The following is a 16,320-nucleotide window of genomic DNA, read 5'->3' on the forward strand; positions in this document are numbered from 1 at the left end:
GATTGCCAACAATTTCCCGAAGAAAGCGCCGTAACGTCAGCTTTCTGTCACATGGCCGTTGCCCGAGAGTCCTAAACAGGCCGCGCAAGAAAATTTCCGAATCGAGAGGCGCTGCATGAGCACTGCCACCGTTCTGTTTGTCTGTCCTGACAATGCCCTTCTGGGGCCTCTGGCTGAAGCGTATCTGAACGCGATTGGCGGACATCGGCTGCGGGCATTCTCGGCAGCGCCGGCGCCACGTGGCAGTCTGCATCCGGCGGTTCCGCGTCTTCTGTCGGATCAAGGGCTGGCAGGAACAGGCCTCATGCCGAAGAGCTGGGATATCTTCCTGTTGCCGCATGCGCCGCAACCGGACCGGATCGTCGCCCTGTCCGCATCCGTGACAGGATCGCAGCAGCCGCTTTGGCGCGGCACACCGAAACAGACGCTCTGGGATATTGCCGGTAACGGCGAACGCAACGACAGTCTTGCCGTCTGTTCGGAATATTTCAGGCGCATTCGGTTGTGTATTGACCGGATCCTGCAGGACCCCATGGCCGCCCGGTTGCCTGCCCTCGCCAGCTGAACCGTGCCGACAACATCCCGGTGCAAATGATCATTGCGAGGTCCTGCCACAGCCAGCATTGGCAATCGTGAAACCTTCGCGTGCTAGATACCTGTTGAGCCCCCAGAAGGCTGCCTATATGCAGGCAGCGACTGAATCGCGGCGGCGACGTTCCGCGTCCAACAGGGCGAGGGACAGAGGACCTTGCGCCCAGCCCTTGCACGGACACGCGACTTGACAGAGTACCTGAACCAGATCGTGACGTTTCTGGGCGACAATCCGGAGCTGGCGGGGATCATCGTTTTCCTGATCGCGATGGGCGAGGCGTTGTTTATCGTCGGACTGTTCGTACCCAGCACCGTTGTGCTGGTGGGGGCAGGCGCCCTTGTGGGGCTCGGCAAGCTCGACCCCTGGTCCATTTTCATCTGGACGACCCTTGGAGCCATTGTCGGTGATGCTGCATCCTATTGGGTTGGCTGCGTCTACAAGGACAAGCTGCGCGGGCTTTGGCCGCTGTCGCGCTATCCGGCCCTGATGGCGCAAGGCGAGGCTTTTTTCCGGCTGCATGGCGGCAAGAGCATCTTCATCGGTCGCTTTGTACCGGGCGTGAAATCCGTTGTGCCGGGCATCGCCGGCATGGTCGGCATGAATTTCTGGTACTTCACTTTCGTCAACATCACCTCGGCCATTGCCTGGTCGATCGTGCATCTGGGCCCGGGCTTCCTGGCGGGAACGGTGCTCAGCGCCATCGGCGAGGTCTCCGGACGTCTGGCGGCGGTGCTGGGCGGGCTTTGTGTCATCCTGTTCGTCATCATCATGCTTGGCCGCTGGCTGATCCAGATCGTGATGCCGCTGTTTCCGGGGACCCACATCGCTGTGGTCGGCTGGTTTGCACGGCGTCCAGACCGGGTTTCGCAGTGGGTGGCGCGGACCTTCGATCCGGTACATCCGCGTTCCGTGGGTATGTTGGCTTCCGTCGCCGTGCTGCTCGTCACCATGCCGCTGTTCTTCTGGCTGATCAGTGAAGTCGGGCCGGGCGAAAGCCTGGTGCAGGCTGATGTGGCCATCCGTAACCTGTTCGATACGCTGCGCACGCCCATCGGAGACCGGATCCTCGTGCCAGTTACCATGCTGGGCGATGGGTTCATCATCTTCCTGCTCACCCTTGTGGTCGCCGGCTACCTGTTCCTGCGCAAGGCCTGGCGACGCGCCACTGGCTTCCTGATCTCGATGACCGGTGCGGCGCTGTTTGTGCCGCTGATGAAGGGCATCGTCCTGCGCGAGCGGCCGATTGACCTCAGTGAGGGTGTGCATGCCTACTCGTTCCCCTCCGGCCACGCAACGCTGACAACGGTGCTGTTCGGCATCATTGCGGTTCTGGTCGCCCATGATCGCTCGGCCTGGGTGAAGGCTGGCGTCTTCACCATCACGGCGATCTATGTGCTGACGATGGGCTTCTCGCGGGTCTATCTCGGCGTGCACTGGACGACGGACGTGATCGCCGGCCTGCTGTTCGGCACGGCTATGGTCTCCGTCTTTGCCTTCGTCTTCGGGTCGATCCATAACGAGAAAATCGGCCGCGGCGTGCTGTCCGGTCTTGTGGCCGTTGCCCTGACCAGCATTGGCGCCTGGCACATTACCCGCAACCTGCCGCAAGCGCTGGTGGACTACAGTCCTGTCGCCCGCGAGGAAACGCTGGCGCTGGATGCCTGGATGACTAACGACTGGACCCTGGTCTCGGGCCGCCGCATCGGTCTCAGCGGCGAGTTCAAGGAGCCGCTTGTCATTCAGTACGCGGGCAGCCTCGACGCGCTGTCGAAGCGACTGGAAGCCGACGGCTGGCGCCGTCCGCCGGACTGGACGGTCAAGTCGGCCACCGGCTTTGTCGAAGGCAAGACGACACCGGACGACCTGCCCACGCTGCCGCGGACCCACAATGGCCGCTATGCAGCGCTTGCGCTGATGCGTGACGACCCCAACGGCGGTGTCGGTGGCAAGCGCTGGGTGCTGCGCCTCTGGCCAACGAGTTATGTTGTTGACGCAAATGGCAACACATTGCCGCTTTATGCCGGTGGTCTGCTTCGCGAGGAAATCCTGCACCCCCTCGGTGAATTCTCGAGCACCATGATCGATTTGCCGGCGCCTGCTCTGGCGGACAACCCGGTTACCGCGCTTCCTGGCGCCGTCGTGCGCACCCGGACCGACGGTACCCAGACCGTGCTGTTGCCCGACCTTGCCCCTGCGATCGAATAGTTTCGTGTTTTTGAAAATAAGACTTGGCGTAGGCGAGTTGATTTCATATATTCGGAACTAGAGGGGCTTGCTGTCGGGCCAGCCTTTGCATGTGAAGAGGGGTTCGAACATGCCGACCGAATTCACGCCGTTCCTGTCATTGGCAGGCGGCGCATTGATTGGCCTCGCGGCCGTCGCATTGATGGCCACCCATGGCCGCATCGCCGGCATTACCGGCATCCTGGGTGCCTTCTTGCCCGGTTCCGGCGACAGCGACTGGGGCTGGCGGATAGCCTTCCTCATCGGAATGATCGCTGCACCGGCCGCCATGATGCTGGTTACCGGGTCCATGCCGCAGATCCAAGTGCCCGTCTCCACGACAGCCCTGGTCATCGGTGGCTTCCTCGTCGGCATCGGTGCGACCTACGGCTCCGGCTGCACCAGTGGACACGGCGTCTGCGGCATCTCCCGTCTGTCGCCGCGTTCGATTGTCGCCACGCTCAGCTTCATGGCGACCGGCGGCGTCACCGTTTTCCTCGTTCGCCATGTGTTCGGAGGCTAAGCTATGCGGTTCGTTTCTGCTCTGGTCATCGGACTGGTCTTCGGTCTCGGTATCATGCTCTCCGGCATGGCCAATCCCGCCAAGGTTCTGAACTTCTTCGATATAGCCGGGACATGGGATCCCAGCCTCGCCTTTGTCATGGGCGGAGCGCTGGTGGTAACGGCCATCGGCTATCGCCTCGTGTTCCGCTCCGCTCAGCCGATGTTTGCACCGCGCTTCCTCGTGCCGACGCGCAAGGACATTGATGTCAAGCTGGTCGGTGGTTCCGCCGTCTTCGGCATCGGCTGGGGCCTGTCCGGTTTCTGCCCGGGTGGCCTGGTCCCGGCGCTTGGCATTGGCGACAGCGCGCCCTGGATTGCCTTCGCAGCCATTGTCGCCGGAATGATAGCCGCCCGCGTGCTTTCCAGCCTACAGGCCCGCCAGAAGCTTGCGCCCGGCGAGTAACAGAAACAAGAAGCGGCCGGTCGTCTCTGGCCGTTTGCTATCCGAAACGGAACACGCCAGTGGCCGTTGATCCACTGGGCCCCGAATGGAGCACCTGATGAGCGCGTTGTCCTATCCTGTCGACATGTCCGTGAAGCCCGAGGTGACCGCGTTCTTTGATCCGGCCACGAACACGATCAGCTATGTGGTGAAGGATCCGGCATCGACGTCCTGTGCGGTCATCGACAGCGTGATGGACATCGACTACGCCGCCGGCCGCATCACCTATGACTCGGCGGACAAGATCATAGCCTTCATCGAGAGCAACGGGCTCAAGCTGGAGTGGCTGATTGAGACGCATGTCCATGCCGACCATCTGTCCGGCGCGCCCTATATCCAGGGCAAGCTGGGCGGCAAGCTTGGCATCGGCGACAAGATCACCGTCGTGCAGGAAACCTTCGGCAAGATCTTCAATGAAGGCACCGAGTTCCAGCGCGATGGCAGCCAGTTCGACAAGCTGTTTGCCGATGGCGATACCTACCGGATCGGGACCATGAATTGCTTCGTCATGTACACGCCGGGACACACCCCGGCCTGCATGACCCATGTGGCCGGCAATGCCGCCTTCGTCGGCGACACGCTGTTCATGCCCGATGGCGGGTCGGCCCGTGCGGACTTCCCCGGCGGCGATGCCGGTGTGCTGTATGATTCGATCCAGAAGGTTCTCGCCCTGCCGGACGACATGCGCCTGTTCATGTGCCACGACTATGGTCCCAACGGCCGCGACATTCAGTGGGAGACCACCGTCGGGGCGGAAAAGGTCCACAACATCCATGTTGGCGGCAGCAAAACGCGGGACGAGTTCATCGCCTTCCGTACCGCCCGCGACGCCACCCTCGACATGCCGAAGCTGATCATCCCGTCGCTGCAGGTCAACATGCGCGCCGGCCAGCTGCCGCCGGCCGACGAGAGCGGCAAGACTTATCTCAAGGTGCCGATCAACGGGCTTTGAGCTGGCAGTGGTCCCGGCGGTCTTGCGATCCGCAACCGGGGATGGCACCGTCACAGGTGCCAAGGCCTGAAGAGGATCGTTCTTTCAAAAGGACCGGGGCGAAGGGGACCGGAGCCGCGTGCCATGGACGGGATGGCGGCTCCGGGAACCTGATCTTCCGGGGAGACTGCCGGTGCCGCAGGCGAGGCAGCGGATGGCCGGGGCAGATGAACCTGAAGCGTTACTTTCCGATCCTTGATTGGGGCACGACCTACACCCGCGACACGGCGACGAATGATCTGATCGCTGCCGTCATCGTCACGATCATGCTGATTCCGCAGTCGCTTGCCTATGCTCTGCTGGCCGGCCTGCCGCCGGAGATCGGACTGTATGCCTCGATCCTGCCGCTGGTCGCCTATGCGATTTTTGGCACGAGCCGCGCGCTCGCGGTGGGCCCGGTGGCGGTCGTCTCCCTGATGACCGCCTCGGCGGTTGGGGAACTGGCGGCGCAGGGCACGGCCGAATATCTTGGCGCCGCCATTGCGCTTGCCTTCCTGTCCGGCCTGATGCTGGTGGTCATGGGCCTGTTCCGGCTCGGCTTTCTCGCCAGCCTCCTGTCGCATCCGGTCATTTCCGGCTTCATCACGGCCTCGGGCCTGCTGATTGCCGCGAGCCAGTTGAAGCACATTTTCGGCATTGGCGGCGGCGGGCACACGATGGTCGAGATCATGGGCTCGGTGCTGTCGCGGCTCGGCGAGATCAACCTGATCACCCTCGTCATCGGCGTCAGCGCGACCGCGTTCCTGTTCTGGGTGCGCAAGGGCTTGAAACCCTTGCTGATCTCCTTCGGGCTGCGACCGCGCCTTGCAGACAGCCTGGCCAAGGCCGGACCGGTTGCGGCGGTTGCCGCAACGACGCTGGCCGCGACGGTGTTTTCGCTCGGCGACCTTGGCGTGAAGCTTGTCGGCGACATCCCGACCGGGCTGCCGATGCCGACCCTGCCGCCCTTCGACGCAAAGCTCTGGCTGGATCTGGCTGGTCCGGCGCTGCTGATCTCCGTGGTCGGGTTTGTGGAATCCGTTTCTGTGGCGCAGACACTGGCTGCCAAGAAGCGGCAGCGGATCGTGCCGGATCAGGAGCTGATCGGGCTCGGCGCGTCCAACATCGCCGCGGCCGTCTCCGGCGGCTATCCGGTGACCGGCGGATTTGCCCGCTCTGTGGTGAACTTCGACGCCGGGGCCGAGACGCCGGCGGCCGGTGCCTATACCGCAGTCGGCATTGCGCTTGCGACCCTGTTCCTGACGCCGCTGCTTGCCAACCTGCCGCAGGCGACCCTGGCCGGGACAATCATCGTCGCCGTGCTGTCGCTGGTGGATTTCAAGGCGCTGAAACGCACCTGGGTCTATTCCAAGAGTGACTTTGCCGCGATGGCCGCTACGATCCTTTTGACACTTGGTGTCGGTGTGGAGGCCGGAATCACGTCCGGCGTCGTCCTGTCTGTGCTCCTGTATCTGTTTCGCACCAGCCGGCCTCACATGGCGGTGGTTGGTATCGTTCCCGGCACCGAGCACTTCCGCAATGTGCAGCGCCACCGGGTGCTGACCGGAACGAAGGTGCTGAGCGTGCGCGTCGACGAAAGCCTTTACTTCGCCAACAGCCGCTTTCTGGAAGACCGCATCCTCGAACTCGTGGCCGAGCGGCCCTCGCTGGCGCATGTGGTGCTGATGTGCCCGGCGGTGAATGTCATCGACGCCAGTGCCTTCGAGACGCTGGAGGAGCTGAACCGGAGACTGAAGGATTCCGGCGTCAAGTTTCATCTGTCCGAGGTCAAGGGCCCGGTGATGGATCGGTTGCAGCGGACGGATTTCCTGCAGCACCTCACGGGAGAGGTGTTTCTGACCCAGTATCAGGCGTTCTGCACCCTTGATCCGCAGACCGCCCATGTGGCGGAGGCGCGCAATCCGAAGGCGATGGCCACCAGCGACCTGTGGAGCGGGCCGGAGATCTGAGGCGCGGCGAGTTGCCCCGCTTGCGGCAACGCCCTGGCAATGGCAGCATGCGCGCATGGTCGCTGTACGCAAAAGTTTTGAAGAAGGACATCGCCGCAAATTCCTGGTTGTCGTCGACGATACCCCGGAATGTGATCGCGCGATTGTCTACGCCGCCAAGCGCGCCGCCCGCACGGGCGGCGTGGTCGTGCTCCTGTTCGTGATCGCTCCCGGCGACTTCCAGCATTGGCTGGGCGTCGAGGATATCATGCGGGCCGAAGCACAGGAGCTTGCCGAAACGACCCTCGCCAAGGCATCGGATCGGGTGCGCTCGGTCGCGAGAACCGAACCTGAGCTGGTGATCCGTGAGGGCAACATGTCTGACGAGATCATCACGTTGATTGAGTCGGATGCGGATATCGCCATTCTCGTGCTGGCCGCTGGGCTCAGCTCTGATGGACCCGGCCCGCTGGTCACCCAGATTGCCGGCAAGGCAGCCGGTCACTTCCCGATCCCGATCACCATCGTGCCCGGCAACCTTGATGATGATGCCATCGCAGCTCTGGCCTGAGCCATCTGGCACACACCGGCTTGACCTCTGGCTTCAGCGGTCTATCTAGTTTACAAGAATTCCAACCTGGGGCTTTTCCGACCAGCCACCGCCAGTCGATTGAGCGCTGCCCCGAACGTTCGACTGAGGACAACACTGATGTTCATCCAGACCGAGGCGACGCCGAACCCGGCGACCCTGAAGTTTCTTCCGGGCCGCGTGGTCCTGCCAGAAGGAACACGCGATTTCCGTTCTGCGGATGAGGCCGCAATGTCGCCGCTGGCACAGACTTTGTTCGCGGTGCCGGGCGTACAGGCTATCTTCTTTGGCCATGACTTCATTACCGTCACCAAGGACGACACCGATTGGCAGCATATGAAGCCTGCCATCCTCGGCGCGATCATGGAACAGTTCATGTCTGGCCAGCCGGTCATGCTGGCATCGGCCGGAACTGAAGACGGGGACGGCGAGGAGTTTTTCGAGGCGGGCGACGCGGAAACCGTGACGGTCATCAAGGACCTGATCGAGACTCGCGTGCGGCCAGCCGTGGCGCAAGACGGCGGTGACATCACCTTCAAGGGTTTCAAAGAAGGCATCGTCTATCTGTCGATGCGCGGCGCTTGCGCCGGTTGCCCTTCGTCAACAGCCACCCTGAAGCACGGCATCCAGAACCTGCTGCGCCATTTCGTTCCGGAAGTCGAGGAAGTCCGCTCAATCTGAGGCGTGGTCAACCGGCAGCCAAGCCCGCTTCGGCGGGCTTTTTGCTGTCTGGAGTAGACGGAACGTCAGGATGCGACGAGACGGTTGCGGCCGGCGCTTTTCGCAGAATAGAGATAGGTATCGGCGATCCGCAACGCCTCCGAAACGTCGCCGCCCACGACCCGGGCAAGGCCGATACTGACGGTGATGCGGAAGTTTTGATCATCGCGGACGACATCGCGGTTCTGTAGCTGAACCCGGAACTTCTCGATTAACGCACGCGCCTCTGCTTCACTGGAACTGCCGATGATGGCGCAGAATTCGTCCCCGCCGATCCGCACGGCAAATCCGTTTTCAACGGTCAGGCGGTTCAGTTCGCTGGCGAGCAGCAGCAGGGCCTCATCGCCAGCTCCATGGCCACGGCTGTCGTTGATCGACTTGAACTCGTCGACATCAATCAAGGCCAGCCACACCGGCTGTTTCTGCTGGGCAGCGGTTTCGCAGCGCCGAACGCCTTCACCGAAGAGATACCGGCGATTGTAGAGGCCGGTCAGCGTGTCGCGCAGGCTACGGTCCGAGAGCGTCGCAAAACGATCGATCACGTCAAGGTTCTGCGAAACTCGAAGAAGAAGCTCTTCCGGCGGGCAACTTTTTTGCAGAAAGTCGCTCGCTCCATACTTCAGGAAACGGATACGGTTCTCCGTGTCCTCAAGGCCGGACATGCCAAGGACAGCCAACTTCTCGCGACCGTACTTGCGACGCACCGTCTTCAGGAAAGCAAAGCCATCTTCGTCCGGCATGAAGTAGTCGACCAGAACAAGCTTGATGTCCGGATTTGCCGCAAGAAGCTCCAGCCCTTCATGGGAGGAACGGGCCTGATAGACCTTGTAGCGATGACGTGACAGCGTCTCGGCCAGTACAGCGCGTTCAACGGATGCATCATCGATCACCAGAACACCGATCGAAGGGTTCCGGCCAAGACGCTGAACCAGTTCTCCGAGATACTCAAGGCTCGACGGGCTGTCCTTGACCACATAGTCGAGGACACCCTTCTGGCGCATGGCCGCACGCAGGCGTGGTTCGAACCGGCTGGTGAACACAACTGTTGGAATGTTGTTGCCAATGCAAAGATCAACGATCTCGCCGTCCGGTGCATCGGGCAGCGTGAGGTCGACAAGGGCAAGATCCGGCGTCTGTGCGGCCGAGGCAAGAATATCCTTAGCCTCGGCATAGTCACGGGCAACCAGCACATGATGTTCGCCGATTTCGGTCAGCTTCTTGAGGGCCGCCTTCTCGAAGAAGGAAGCATCCTCAACAAGGAGGATCGTCTGCATCCGCGTTCCTGATGCTCCTGGATTTGTCCCAGACAATTGCGCGCGAATCACGAAGAAAGAGTTAGTATCTGACGCAGCGGAATCAAGTTTCATGTAAAAAATGACAGGATCGTGAGACGTGATGCCACAAGGGCAGCACGCGCGCGGCACTTCTGTCCAAGCGCGGATGTAGGATCAGGCGATCCTTCGCGCGAAAGCAGATTTAGAGATGTGCGACCGAAACATCCTGGACGGTACCGGATGCAGCCGCCACCGCAGTTTCGAGCATCGGCAGGATATCTTCGATCCGCTCGGCGACCAGATACGGAACCTCTGTCTCGGGGCGGATGAATGCTTCCGTGCGCATATGGTCCATCAACTCGAGCAGGGGTGACCAGAAACTGTCGATATTGGCCAACAGGATCGGCTTGCGGTGTTGGCCGAGCTGCGCCCAGGTCATCATCTCGACAACCTCTTCAAGCGTGCCGATGCCGCCTGGCAAGGCGACAAATGCGTCTGACTTTTCGAACATCAGGCGCTTGCGCTCATGCATGTCGTCGGTAACGATAAGGTCGGTTACTTCGCGCAGCATGACTTCGCGCTTTTCAAGAAACTGCGGGATGATGCCCGTTACGTGACCGCCGGCCTCGAGGGTCGAATGCGCGACCGTTCCCATGAGGCCGATAGAGCCGCCGCCATAGACGCAATTCACGCCGGCAACAGCCAAGGCTGTGCCGAACTGACGGGCCGCTTCGATATAGACCGGATTTCGGCCATTGCTCGAGCCGCAATAGACGCAGACGCTTTTGAGAAGTTTCATGCTCGACTGTCTGACATTGAGGGAGCGGCGCCGTCAAGTCCGGCCCGCAATCGTTTCAAACGATGCAGACAGCAATGAAGGGTCGGTTAACAAACGAGCTTTGCTTGCCGCACTGCGTAAAGACGTATAAAGCAGCAGATGAGGGACTTGGCAGAAAATCTGTGACAAGTCCGTAAGTTGACGGGAAAAAACCCTTGCCGGGCTGTAACGTTAGGTAAGGGTGGTCGAAAGGCCAGGCGGTGGTGGGCACCGCCAAGGGTGGGGTCTAATAAATGACGCGAACAGGCGTGATCTGGAGCCTTGTCGTTGCCGCAGTGGTCGGCATTGCGGCTGTTGTGACAGGTGTTCTCAACTTCGGTCCGGACAAGTCGCCCGCACCGCTGGCGGAGCTGCCTGCCCAGACACCTGCAGTACAGACACCTGCAGTACAGACACCTGCAGTACAGGCACCCGCAGCAGAGGCACCACAAACGCAGGCGCCTGCCGCACCGGCTACCGTGGCTGAAGCCCCGCAAGCTCCGGCTCCCGCGGCTGCCCCATCGGGATCGGAGTCCTCTTCGGCGCCGAACGCAGCGCCTCAGGCTGGTCAGGCTCAGGAAACGGTAGCCGAGGTACCCACTCAGGCCCCTGCTCAAGCTCCGGCCCCGAGCCAAGCACCTGCGGCGACAGATCCCGCGAGCCAGCCCGCTGATGTTCCCAGCTTTGACGTTGTGGGTATCCAGCCGGATGGAGCGGCGGTCATCGCCGGCCGTTCCGAACCGGGCGCGATCGTCGCTCTGCTTGCCAATGGCGCAGTTGTCGGCAAGGGCATTGCCAACAAGGATGGCGAGTGGTCCATCATTCTGGAGAACCCGCTGCCTCCGGGCGACTATGACATGCAGTTGCAGTCTGAACGCGATGGCAAGGCGCTGGATTCGGAGCAACGTCTGGCGGTCTCGATCCCCGAAGGGGGCAAGGACCGGCCGTTGATCGTGCTCAACACACCAGACGCACCATCGAGCGTGCTGCAGACGCCTGAGCCGGCCCCGCTCCAAGTGGCCGAGGCCCCCGCTCCCGCTCCGGCTGCTGAGCCGGCTCCGGCCCCGGCTGCAGCAGACGTAGCAGCAGCTGAAACGCCCGCCACTGTTCCGGCTCCGGCTGCCTCGCCGACGCCGGTGGAAGCACCTGCAGAAGCTGCGCCACCGGCGCCAGCGGCTGAGGCTTCTGCAGCAGCGCCTGCGGCGGAAATCCCGGCTCCAACTGCAGACACTGCGACCGTCGTGGCAGAGCCTGCGGCACCGGCCGCCCCTGTTGCGCCTGTGACACCCGAAGCTCCGGCAGCCGAGATCGCCGGCCCGCTGACGGTGGAAGCAGTTGAGTCTGAAAACGGGACGCTCTATGCGGCTGGAACCAGCGCGCCCGGCGCTCTGCTGCGGGTTTATGTCGCCGACCAGCATGCTGGCGATGTCGATGGCAGTGACAGTGGCAACTGGCTGCATGAAAGCCGGACCGAGGTCCCTGTCGGGTCAGTCGAGATCCGGGTCGACCAGGTATCGCGCAAGACTGGCGAAGTGTTGGCGCGTGCTGCGGTGACTTTCGAGAAGGCGGTTGAGGACGAAATCGTCCTGTCCAAGGTCGAGGAGCCGAAGCCCGGCGAAACGGCACAGGCTGACGGAGAGCCGCGTCCGACACCAAATGTCGTCATCCGCAAGGGTGACAACCTCTGGAACATCTCCCGTCGGCTTTATGGGAACGGCTACCGTTACACCACGATCTACCAGGCCAACCGTGACCAGATCCGCAACCCGGACCTGATTTACCCCGGGCAAGTGTTCCTGACCCCGGAAGCCCCTGCTGCGACAGCCGAGTAAGCTGTCGCTCGGCCATCCATCTGCAATGGCCCGGCCAAGTGCCGGGCCATTGTCTTTTGAAACTGGCCGCGTGGGGCATAAGTCAAAAGCCCGGCTCGACAAGCGCGTCCTGGCGAACTAAGCGATAGGCATGAAGAGGCTTCTTGCGATTGATACAGCGCAGACCACCTGTGCCGCAGCGGTTCTGCTCCAGGACGGGACCCAAGTCCAGCTGGTTCGCCGGTCGCAGATGATCGGGCGTGGTCACGCCGAAATGCTGCTCGCCATGATCGCGGAAGTGATGGCAGAGGCCGGCTGCGACTTTGCGGACCTTGATCGCATTGCCGTGACCAATGGCCCTGGCAGTTTTACCGGCCTGAGGGTCGGGCTTTCTGTGGCGCGCGGCTTTGCCCTGGTGAAGAACACTCCGGTTGTCGGCGTGTCGACTCTGGATGCGATTGCCATGGAACAGGGAAGCCGAAGTGCTGGTCATCCCCTCCTGGTGGCGCTCAGCGCCCGGGAAAACGAGGTCTATACCGCCCGGTACAGGCTCGATGGCACGTTGCAGGATCCTGCGCATGTGGCGCTGGTTGACGACCTGGCAGGCAGCCTCACGGAGGACTGGCGGCTTGCCGGATCGGCGGCCCCGGCGATCGCGGCGGCTGCGGGCCTTGGCCCTGAGCACGTGCTGTCCGCCTCTGCAGAAGTGGATATTGGCACGATTGCCCGCCTTGGCCTCGCCGCTCCGGCTGATGCTCCGGCGCCGGTGCCTCTTTACCTTCGGCCGGCGGACGCCAAACCTCAAACCCGGGGAAGGATCGAACGGATATGAGCTTCTGGTGGTTCTGGACCTCTCCCCCGGTGATCGAAGTTGCGCTGGACGATGATCTTCCGGCACTTGCCGAAATTCATGGCCAGTCCTTTGCCCATCAATGGGACGCGGACGAACTGGCGCGGCTGCGTGATCAGGACGGGGCGACCCTGCTGCTGGCCCGCAGGGCCAGCCCCTATGGGACACGCCGGCCGCTCGGCTTCCTGCTGCTGCGCCAGGTGGCAGATGAGGCCGAAGTGCTGACACTGGCCGTGGACCCGCGCCATCGCGGCCGCGGCATCGGCAAACGCCTGATGCAGGACGGCATGTTCCGCCTCTATGGCGACCGCTGCAAGAGCCTGTTTCTCGAGGTGGATGCGGCGAATGAAGCGGCCTTGCTGCTTTACAAGGCACTGGGTTTCCGCCAGGTCGGTGAACGCAAGGGGTATTACCGCGACAGCGAAGGCGGCGGCACCGCGCTTGTCATGCGGGTCGATCTTCGTTAATCGCTGGCAAAGAAACGGCTGCAACGAACCAGGGGGCGAGCCATGACGGATGAGCGGCAATCCACGCTCGCGGATCAATGCGTTGCCAAGGGCATGCGCATGACCGATCAGCGCCGCATCATCGCCTCTGTGATCGAAGAGGCGAGCGATCATCCCGATGTGGAGGAACTCTATCGTCGTGCCTCTGCCCTCGATGCCCGGATTTCCATCTCGACGGTCTATCGGACGGTGAAGTTGTTCGAGGATGCCGGCATGATCGAACGGCATGATTTTCGCGACGGCCGTTCACGCTACGAAACCGTGCCAGAAGAGCATCATGACCACCTGATTGATCTGCGCAGTGGCAAGGTGATCGAGTTCCGTTCGGAGGATATCGAGGCACTGCAGGACTTGATCGCGCGGCGTCTGGGCTATCGGCTCGTCGACCACCGTCTCGAACTTTATGCCGTTCCGCTCGACCGGGACACTGAGGAACCAGCCGATGATGGCACTTAGGGGCGGACTGGCGCTGACCTTGCTGACCGTCGTCTCGCTGGCGATGATCCCGATGCAATGGTTGGCGCTGCGCTTCGACTGGTCCATCAAGCGCCATTTGCCGTGCCTCTGGCACCGGATCGCCACCCGTCTGATTGGCATCCGAATTCACCAGATTGGCCGGGCGACGGCGGACCGTCCGTTGCTGGTCACCGCCAATCATGCCTCCTGGGTGGACATCACTGTGCTGGGCTCTGTGATGCCGCTCTCCTTCATTGCCAAGTCTGAAGTGGAGGGATGGCCGGTGTTCGGGCTGTTTGCCCGTCTGCAGCGGACCGTCTTCGTCAACCGCACCCGGCGCAGCGAGACCGGCGCGGTGGCCAGCCGTATTGCAGAGCGGATCGGTGACGGGGATGTGATGGTGCTCTTTGCCGAGGGCACCTCGAATGATGGCAATGGCGTGTTGCCATTCCGCTCGGCCTTGCTGGGCGCGGCGACCAAGGCTCTTGCAGATGGCAGACCGGTCCAGGTCCAGCCCTTGTCCATCGCCTATACGCACCTGCAAGGATTGCCGATGGATCGCCGCACCCGGCCGCATGTGGCCTGGTATGGCGATATGGAACTGGCCGGTCATCTGTGGTCCATTGTGCGCGAGGGCGCGCTGGATGTGACCCTGACCTGGGGTGAGCCGCTGCGGCTGGACGCCGGCGCTGACCGAAAGCAGCTGAGTCAACGGCTACATCGGGAGGTGAGCGCGATGACGGCGTCCGCGTTGACGGGCCGTCCTGTGAACCCGGATGACACCGACCTTGAAGCCCTGCCGCTGGACGCGCCAGCCGGCGAGACAGAGGCAGTTGACTGAGCCGGCTATTCTCAAGCGCGGCAAAAGCCGCTAAAGCAGGGAAATTCAGGGAAACCCCTTGGTGTGACGGCAAACCGTCACATGTATTGCCTTACATTCACACGATCCGTGTGCCAGGTCGCGCTGTCAGGCGCCGTGCCGGTACCGGCGAGGACCATATGACCGAGCAGCCGCGTCACCTGACTATGACAAGCCATGCCCTTCCCGACGCTAGAGATGGCGGCGTCGAAGGTTCAGAGGACGCCATTGTCAGCCGCCGTGCCGAAGCCGGCCCGGCCGGCGAGAACACCAAGCGGGTGTTCGTTCGCACGTATGGTTGCCAGATGAATGTCTATGACAGCGACCGCATGACGGATGTCCTGGGCACCGAAGGCTATCGCACCACCGACACGATGGAGGATGCCGATCTTGTCATCCTCAACACCTGCCATATCCGTGAGCGGGCATCGGAAAAAGTCTATTCCGAGCTTGGCCGCATCCGTAAGCTGAAGGATGAGCGTGGCCCGGATGGCAAGCCGCTGATGGTCGGCGTTGCCGGTTGTGTTGCCCAGGCGGAGGGCCGCGAAATTGCCCGCCGCGCCCCGGTGGTTGACATGGTGTTCGGGCCGCAGAGCTTCCACCGCTTGCCGGACCTTCTTGCCCGGGCCGAACGCGGTGAGCGTGGCCTCGTCGAGACCGAGTTCGAGATTGACGAAAAATTCGAGGCCCTGACCCGGCAGTCGGATGGCCAGGCGCTGCGACAGGCAATCAAACGCGCACCTTCCGCCTTCCTGACCGTGCAGGAAGGCTGCGACAAGTTCTGCACCTTTTGCGTGGTGCCCTATACGCGCGGGGCAGAGGTTTCCCGTTCACTGCCGCAGATCCTGCGGGAAGCCGAACAATTGGCCGCCAGCGGCGTGCGTGAGATCACGCTGCTTGGCCAGAATGTAAACGCCTGGCATGGCGAAGGTGCCGACGGCAAGGCCTGGGGCCTTGGGCGTCTGTTGCGGCGCCTGGCCGAAATCCCTGGGTTGGACCGGCTGCGCTACACCACAAGCCATCCGCGCGACATGGATGATGAACTGATCGAGGCGCATGGCGAGCTGCCGGAACTGATGCCCTATCTGCATCTGCCGGTGCAGTCCGGCTCGGACCGGATCCTGGCGGCGATGAACCGCAAGCACACGCGGGATGATTACTTCCGCCTGATCGACCGGATCCGGGCCAAGGCGCCGGGACTGGCGCTTTCCGGCGACTTCATCGTCGGGTTCCCGGGCGAGACGGACGCGGATTTTGCCGACACGATGGATCTGGTGCGGCAGGTGGAATATGCCGCCTGCTTCTCGTTCAAGTACAGCCAGCGGCCCGGTACCCCGGGTGCCACGATGGCGGACCAGGTTCCGGAAGACATCAAGACATCACGGCTTCTGGAGTTGCAGGCTTTGCTAACGGAGCAGCAGCGGGTGTTCAACCGCTCGCGCGTCGGCATGCACATGGACGTGCTGTTCGAAAAGATCGGACGCATGCCGGGGCAGATCACCGGCCGCTCGCCCTGGCTGCAGCCGGTGCAGGTGGATGGCCCGCTCGATATGCTCGGTACCATCCAAACCGTGGAAATAACCGGGATCAGCTCCAATTCCCTGTTCGGACGCCTCAACGCAGGGCACAATGATCAGGCAGCCGGGCTCCCGGCCGCCAGCACGGAGGACGCCATTTGACGCGTGACAGCCAGCCATC

Annotated in this window: 16 protein-coding genes; 14 read left to right on the forward strand and 2 right to left on the reverse strand. The window is 62.3% G+C overall.

Features of this window, described 5'->3' with window-relative positions:
- The first annotated feature begins 115 nt into the window (after positions 1-115).
- The 8 genes from ACTIFE_RS05480 to ACTIFE_RS05515 all read left to right on the forward strand — a co-directional run bounded on the left by ACTIFE_RS05480 (position 116) and on the right by ACTIFE_RS05515 (position 8,010).
- Positions 116-565 carry a low molecular weight phosphatase family protein gene (locus ACTIFE_RS05480; RefSeq protein ID WP_439528151.1) on the forward strand — a complete coding sequence of 150 codons (450 nt, stop codon included), beginning with the start codon at positions 116-118 and terminating at the stop codon, positions 563-565.
- A 213-nt stretch (positions 566-778) separates the two neighbouring features.
- Positions 779-2,797: a VTT domain-containing protein gene (locus ACTIFE_RS05485; RefSeq protein WP_439528152.1), complete on the forward strand. Its 2,019-nt coding sequence runs from the start codon at positions 779-781 to the stop codon at positions 2,795-2,797.
- A gap of 109 nt (positions 2,798-2,906) precedes the next feature.
- On the forward strand, positions 2,907-3,338 hold the full coding sequence (locus tag ACTIFE_RS05490) for a YeeE/YedE family protein (RefSeq protein WP_439528153.1): 432 nt from the start codon (positions 2,907-2,909) through the stop codon (positions 3,336-3,338).
- A gap of 3 nt (positions 3,339-3,341) precedes the next feature.
- Positions 3,342-3,782, forward strand: coding sequence for a DUF6691 family protein (locus tag ACTIFE_RS05495; RefSeq protein ID WP_439528154.1), 441 nt, complete (start codon positions 3,342-3,344; stop codon positions 3,780-3,782).
- Between the two features lie 97 nt (positions 3,783-3,879).
- Positions 3,880-4,773, forward strand: coding sequence for an MBL fold metallo-hydrolase (locus tag ACTIFE_RS05500; protein ID WP_439528155.1), 894 nt, complete (start codon positions 3,880-3,882; stop codon positions 4,771-4,773).
- A gap of 206 nt (positions 4,774-4,979) precedes the next feature.
- Entirely contained in the window at positions 4,980-6,761 is a 1,782-nt protein-coding gene (locus tag ACTIFE_RS05505; RefSeq protein ID WP_439528156.1) for a SulP family inorganic anion transporter, read from the forward strand.
- 55 nt (positions 6,762-6,816) lie between these two features.
- A complete protein-coding gene (locus ACTIFE_RS05510) occupies positions 6,817-7,311 on the forward strand; it encodes a universal stress protein (protein ID WP_439528157.1) in 495 nt (164 codons plus the stop codon).
- A 138-nt stretch (positions 7,312-7,449) separates the two neighbouring features.
- Complete coding sequence (locus ACTIFE_RS05515) at positions 7,450-8,010, forward strand: NifU family protein (protein ID WP_439528158.1); 561 nt, start codon at positions 7,450-7,452, stop codon at positions 8,008-8,010.
- A 65-nt stretch (positions 8,011-8,075) separates the two neighbouring features.
- Here ACTIFE_RS05515 and ACTIFE_RS05520 read toward each other — a convergent pair whose 3' ends face one another.
- A complete protein-coding gene (locus ACTIFE_RS05520) occupies positions 8,076-9,323 on the reverse strand; it encodes a GGDEF domain-containing response regulator (protein WP_439528159.1) in 1,248 nt (415 codons plus the stop codon).
- A 202-nt stretch (positions 9,324-9,525) separates the two neighbouring features.
- Entirely contained in the window at positions 9,526-10,122 is a 597-nt protein-coding gene (locus ACTIFE_RS05525; RefSeq protein WP_439528160.1) for a TIGR00730 family Rossman fold protein, read from the reverse strand.
- 710 nt (positions 10,123-10,832) lie between these two features.
- On the opposite strand from ACTIFE_RS05525, the gene ACTIFE_RS05530 reads away from it, so the two are divergent.
- The 6 genes from ACTIFE_RS05530 (at position 10,833) to miaB (ending at position 16,301) form a co-directional block, all read left to right on the forward strand.
- Positions 10,833-11,972 (forward strand): LysM peptidoglycan-binding domain-containing protein, encoded by a 1,140-nt coding sequence (locus tag ACTIFE_RS05530; RefSeq protein ID WP_439528161.1) that lies wholly within the window; start codon positions 10,833-10,835, stop codon positions 11,970-11,972.
- A 130-nt stretch (positions 11,973-12,102) separates the two neighbouring features.
- Positions 12,103-12,783, forward strand: a complete 681-nt coding sequence (gene tsaB / locus ACTIFE_RS05535; RefSeq protein WP_439528162.1) for a tRNA (adenosine(37)-N6)-threonylcarbamoyltransferase complex dimerization subunit type 1 TsaB — start codon at positions 12,103-12,105, stop codon at positions 12,781-12,783.
- The gene (locus ACTIFE_RS05540; protein WP_106752785.1) at positions 12,780-13,268 is read left to right on the forward strand and encodes a GNAT family N-acetyltransferase; all 489 of its coding nucleotides are present in this window, start codon (positions 12,780-12,782) and stop codon (positions 13,266-13,268) included. Before tsaB ends, ACTIFE_RS05540 begins: the two co-directional genes overlap by 4 nt.
- A gap of 42 nt (positions 13,269-13,310) precedes the next feature.
- Entirely contained in the window at positions 13,311-13,763 is a 453-nt protein-coding gene (locus tag ACTIFE_RS05545) for a Fur family transcriptional regulator (RefSeq protein WP_439528163.1), read from the forward strand.
- On the forward strand, positions 13,750-14,604 hold the full coding sequence (locus ACTIFE_RS05550; RefSeq protein WP_439528164.1) for a lysophospholipid acyltransferase family protein: 855 nt from the start codon (positions 13,750-13,752) through the stop codon (positions 14,602-14,604). Before ACTIFE_RS05545 ends, ACTIFE_RS05550 begins: the two co-directional genes overlap by 14 nt.
- A gap of 158 nt (positions 14,605-14,762) precedes the next feature.
- Positions 14,763-16,301 carry a tRNA (N6-isopentenyl adenosine(37)-C2)-methylthiotransferase MiaB gene (gene miaB, locus ACTIFE_RS05555; RefSeq protein ID WP_439528165.1) on the forward strand — a complete coding sequence of 513 codons (1,539 nt, stop codon included), beginning with the start codon at positions 14,763-14,765 and terminating at the stop codon, positions 16,299-16,301.
- The last annotated feature ends 19 nt before the right edge of the window (positions 16,302-16,320 follow it).

This window comes from Pannonibacter sp. (assembly GCF_051860505.1).
In the GTDB taxonomy this organism is placed as follows: domain Bacteria; phylum Pseudomonadota; class Alphaproteobacteria; order Rhizobiales; family Stappiaceae; genus Pannonibacter.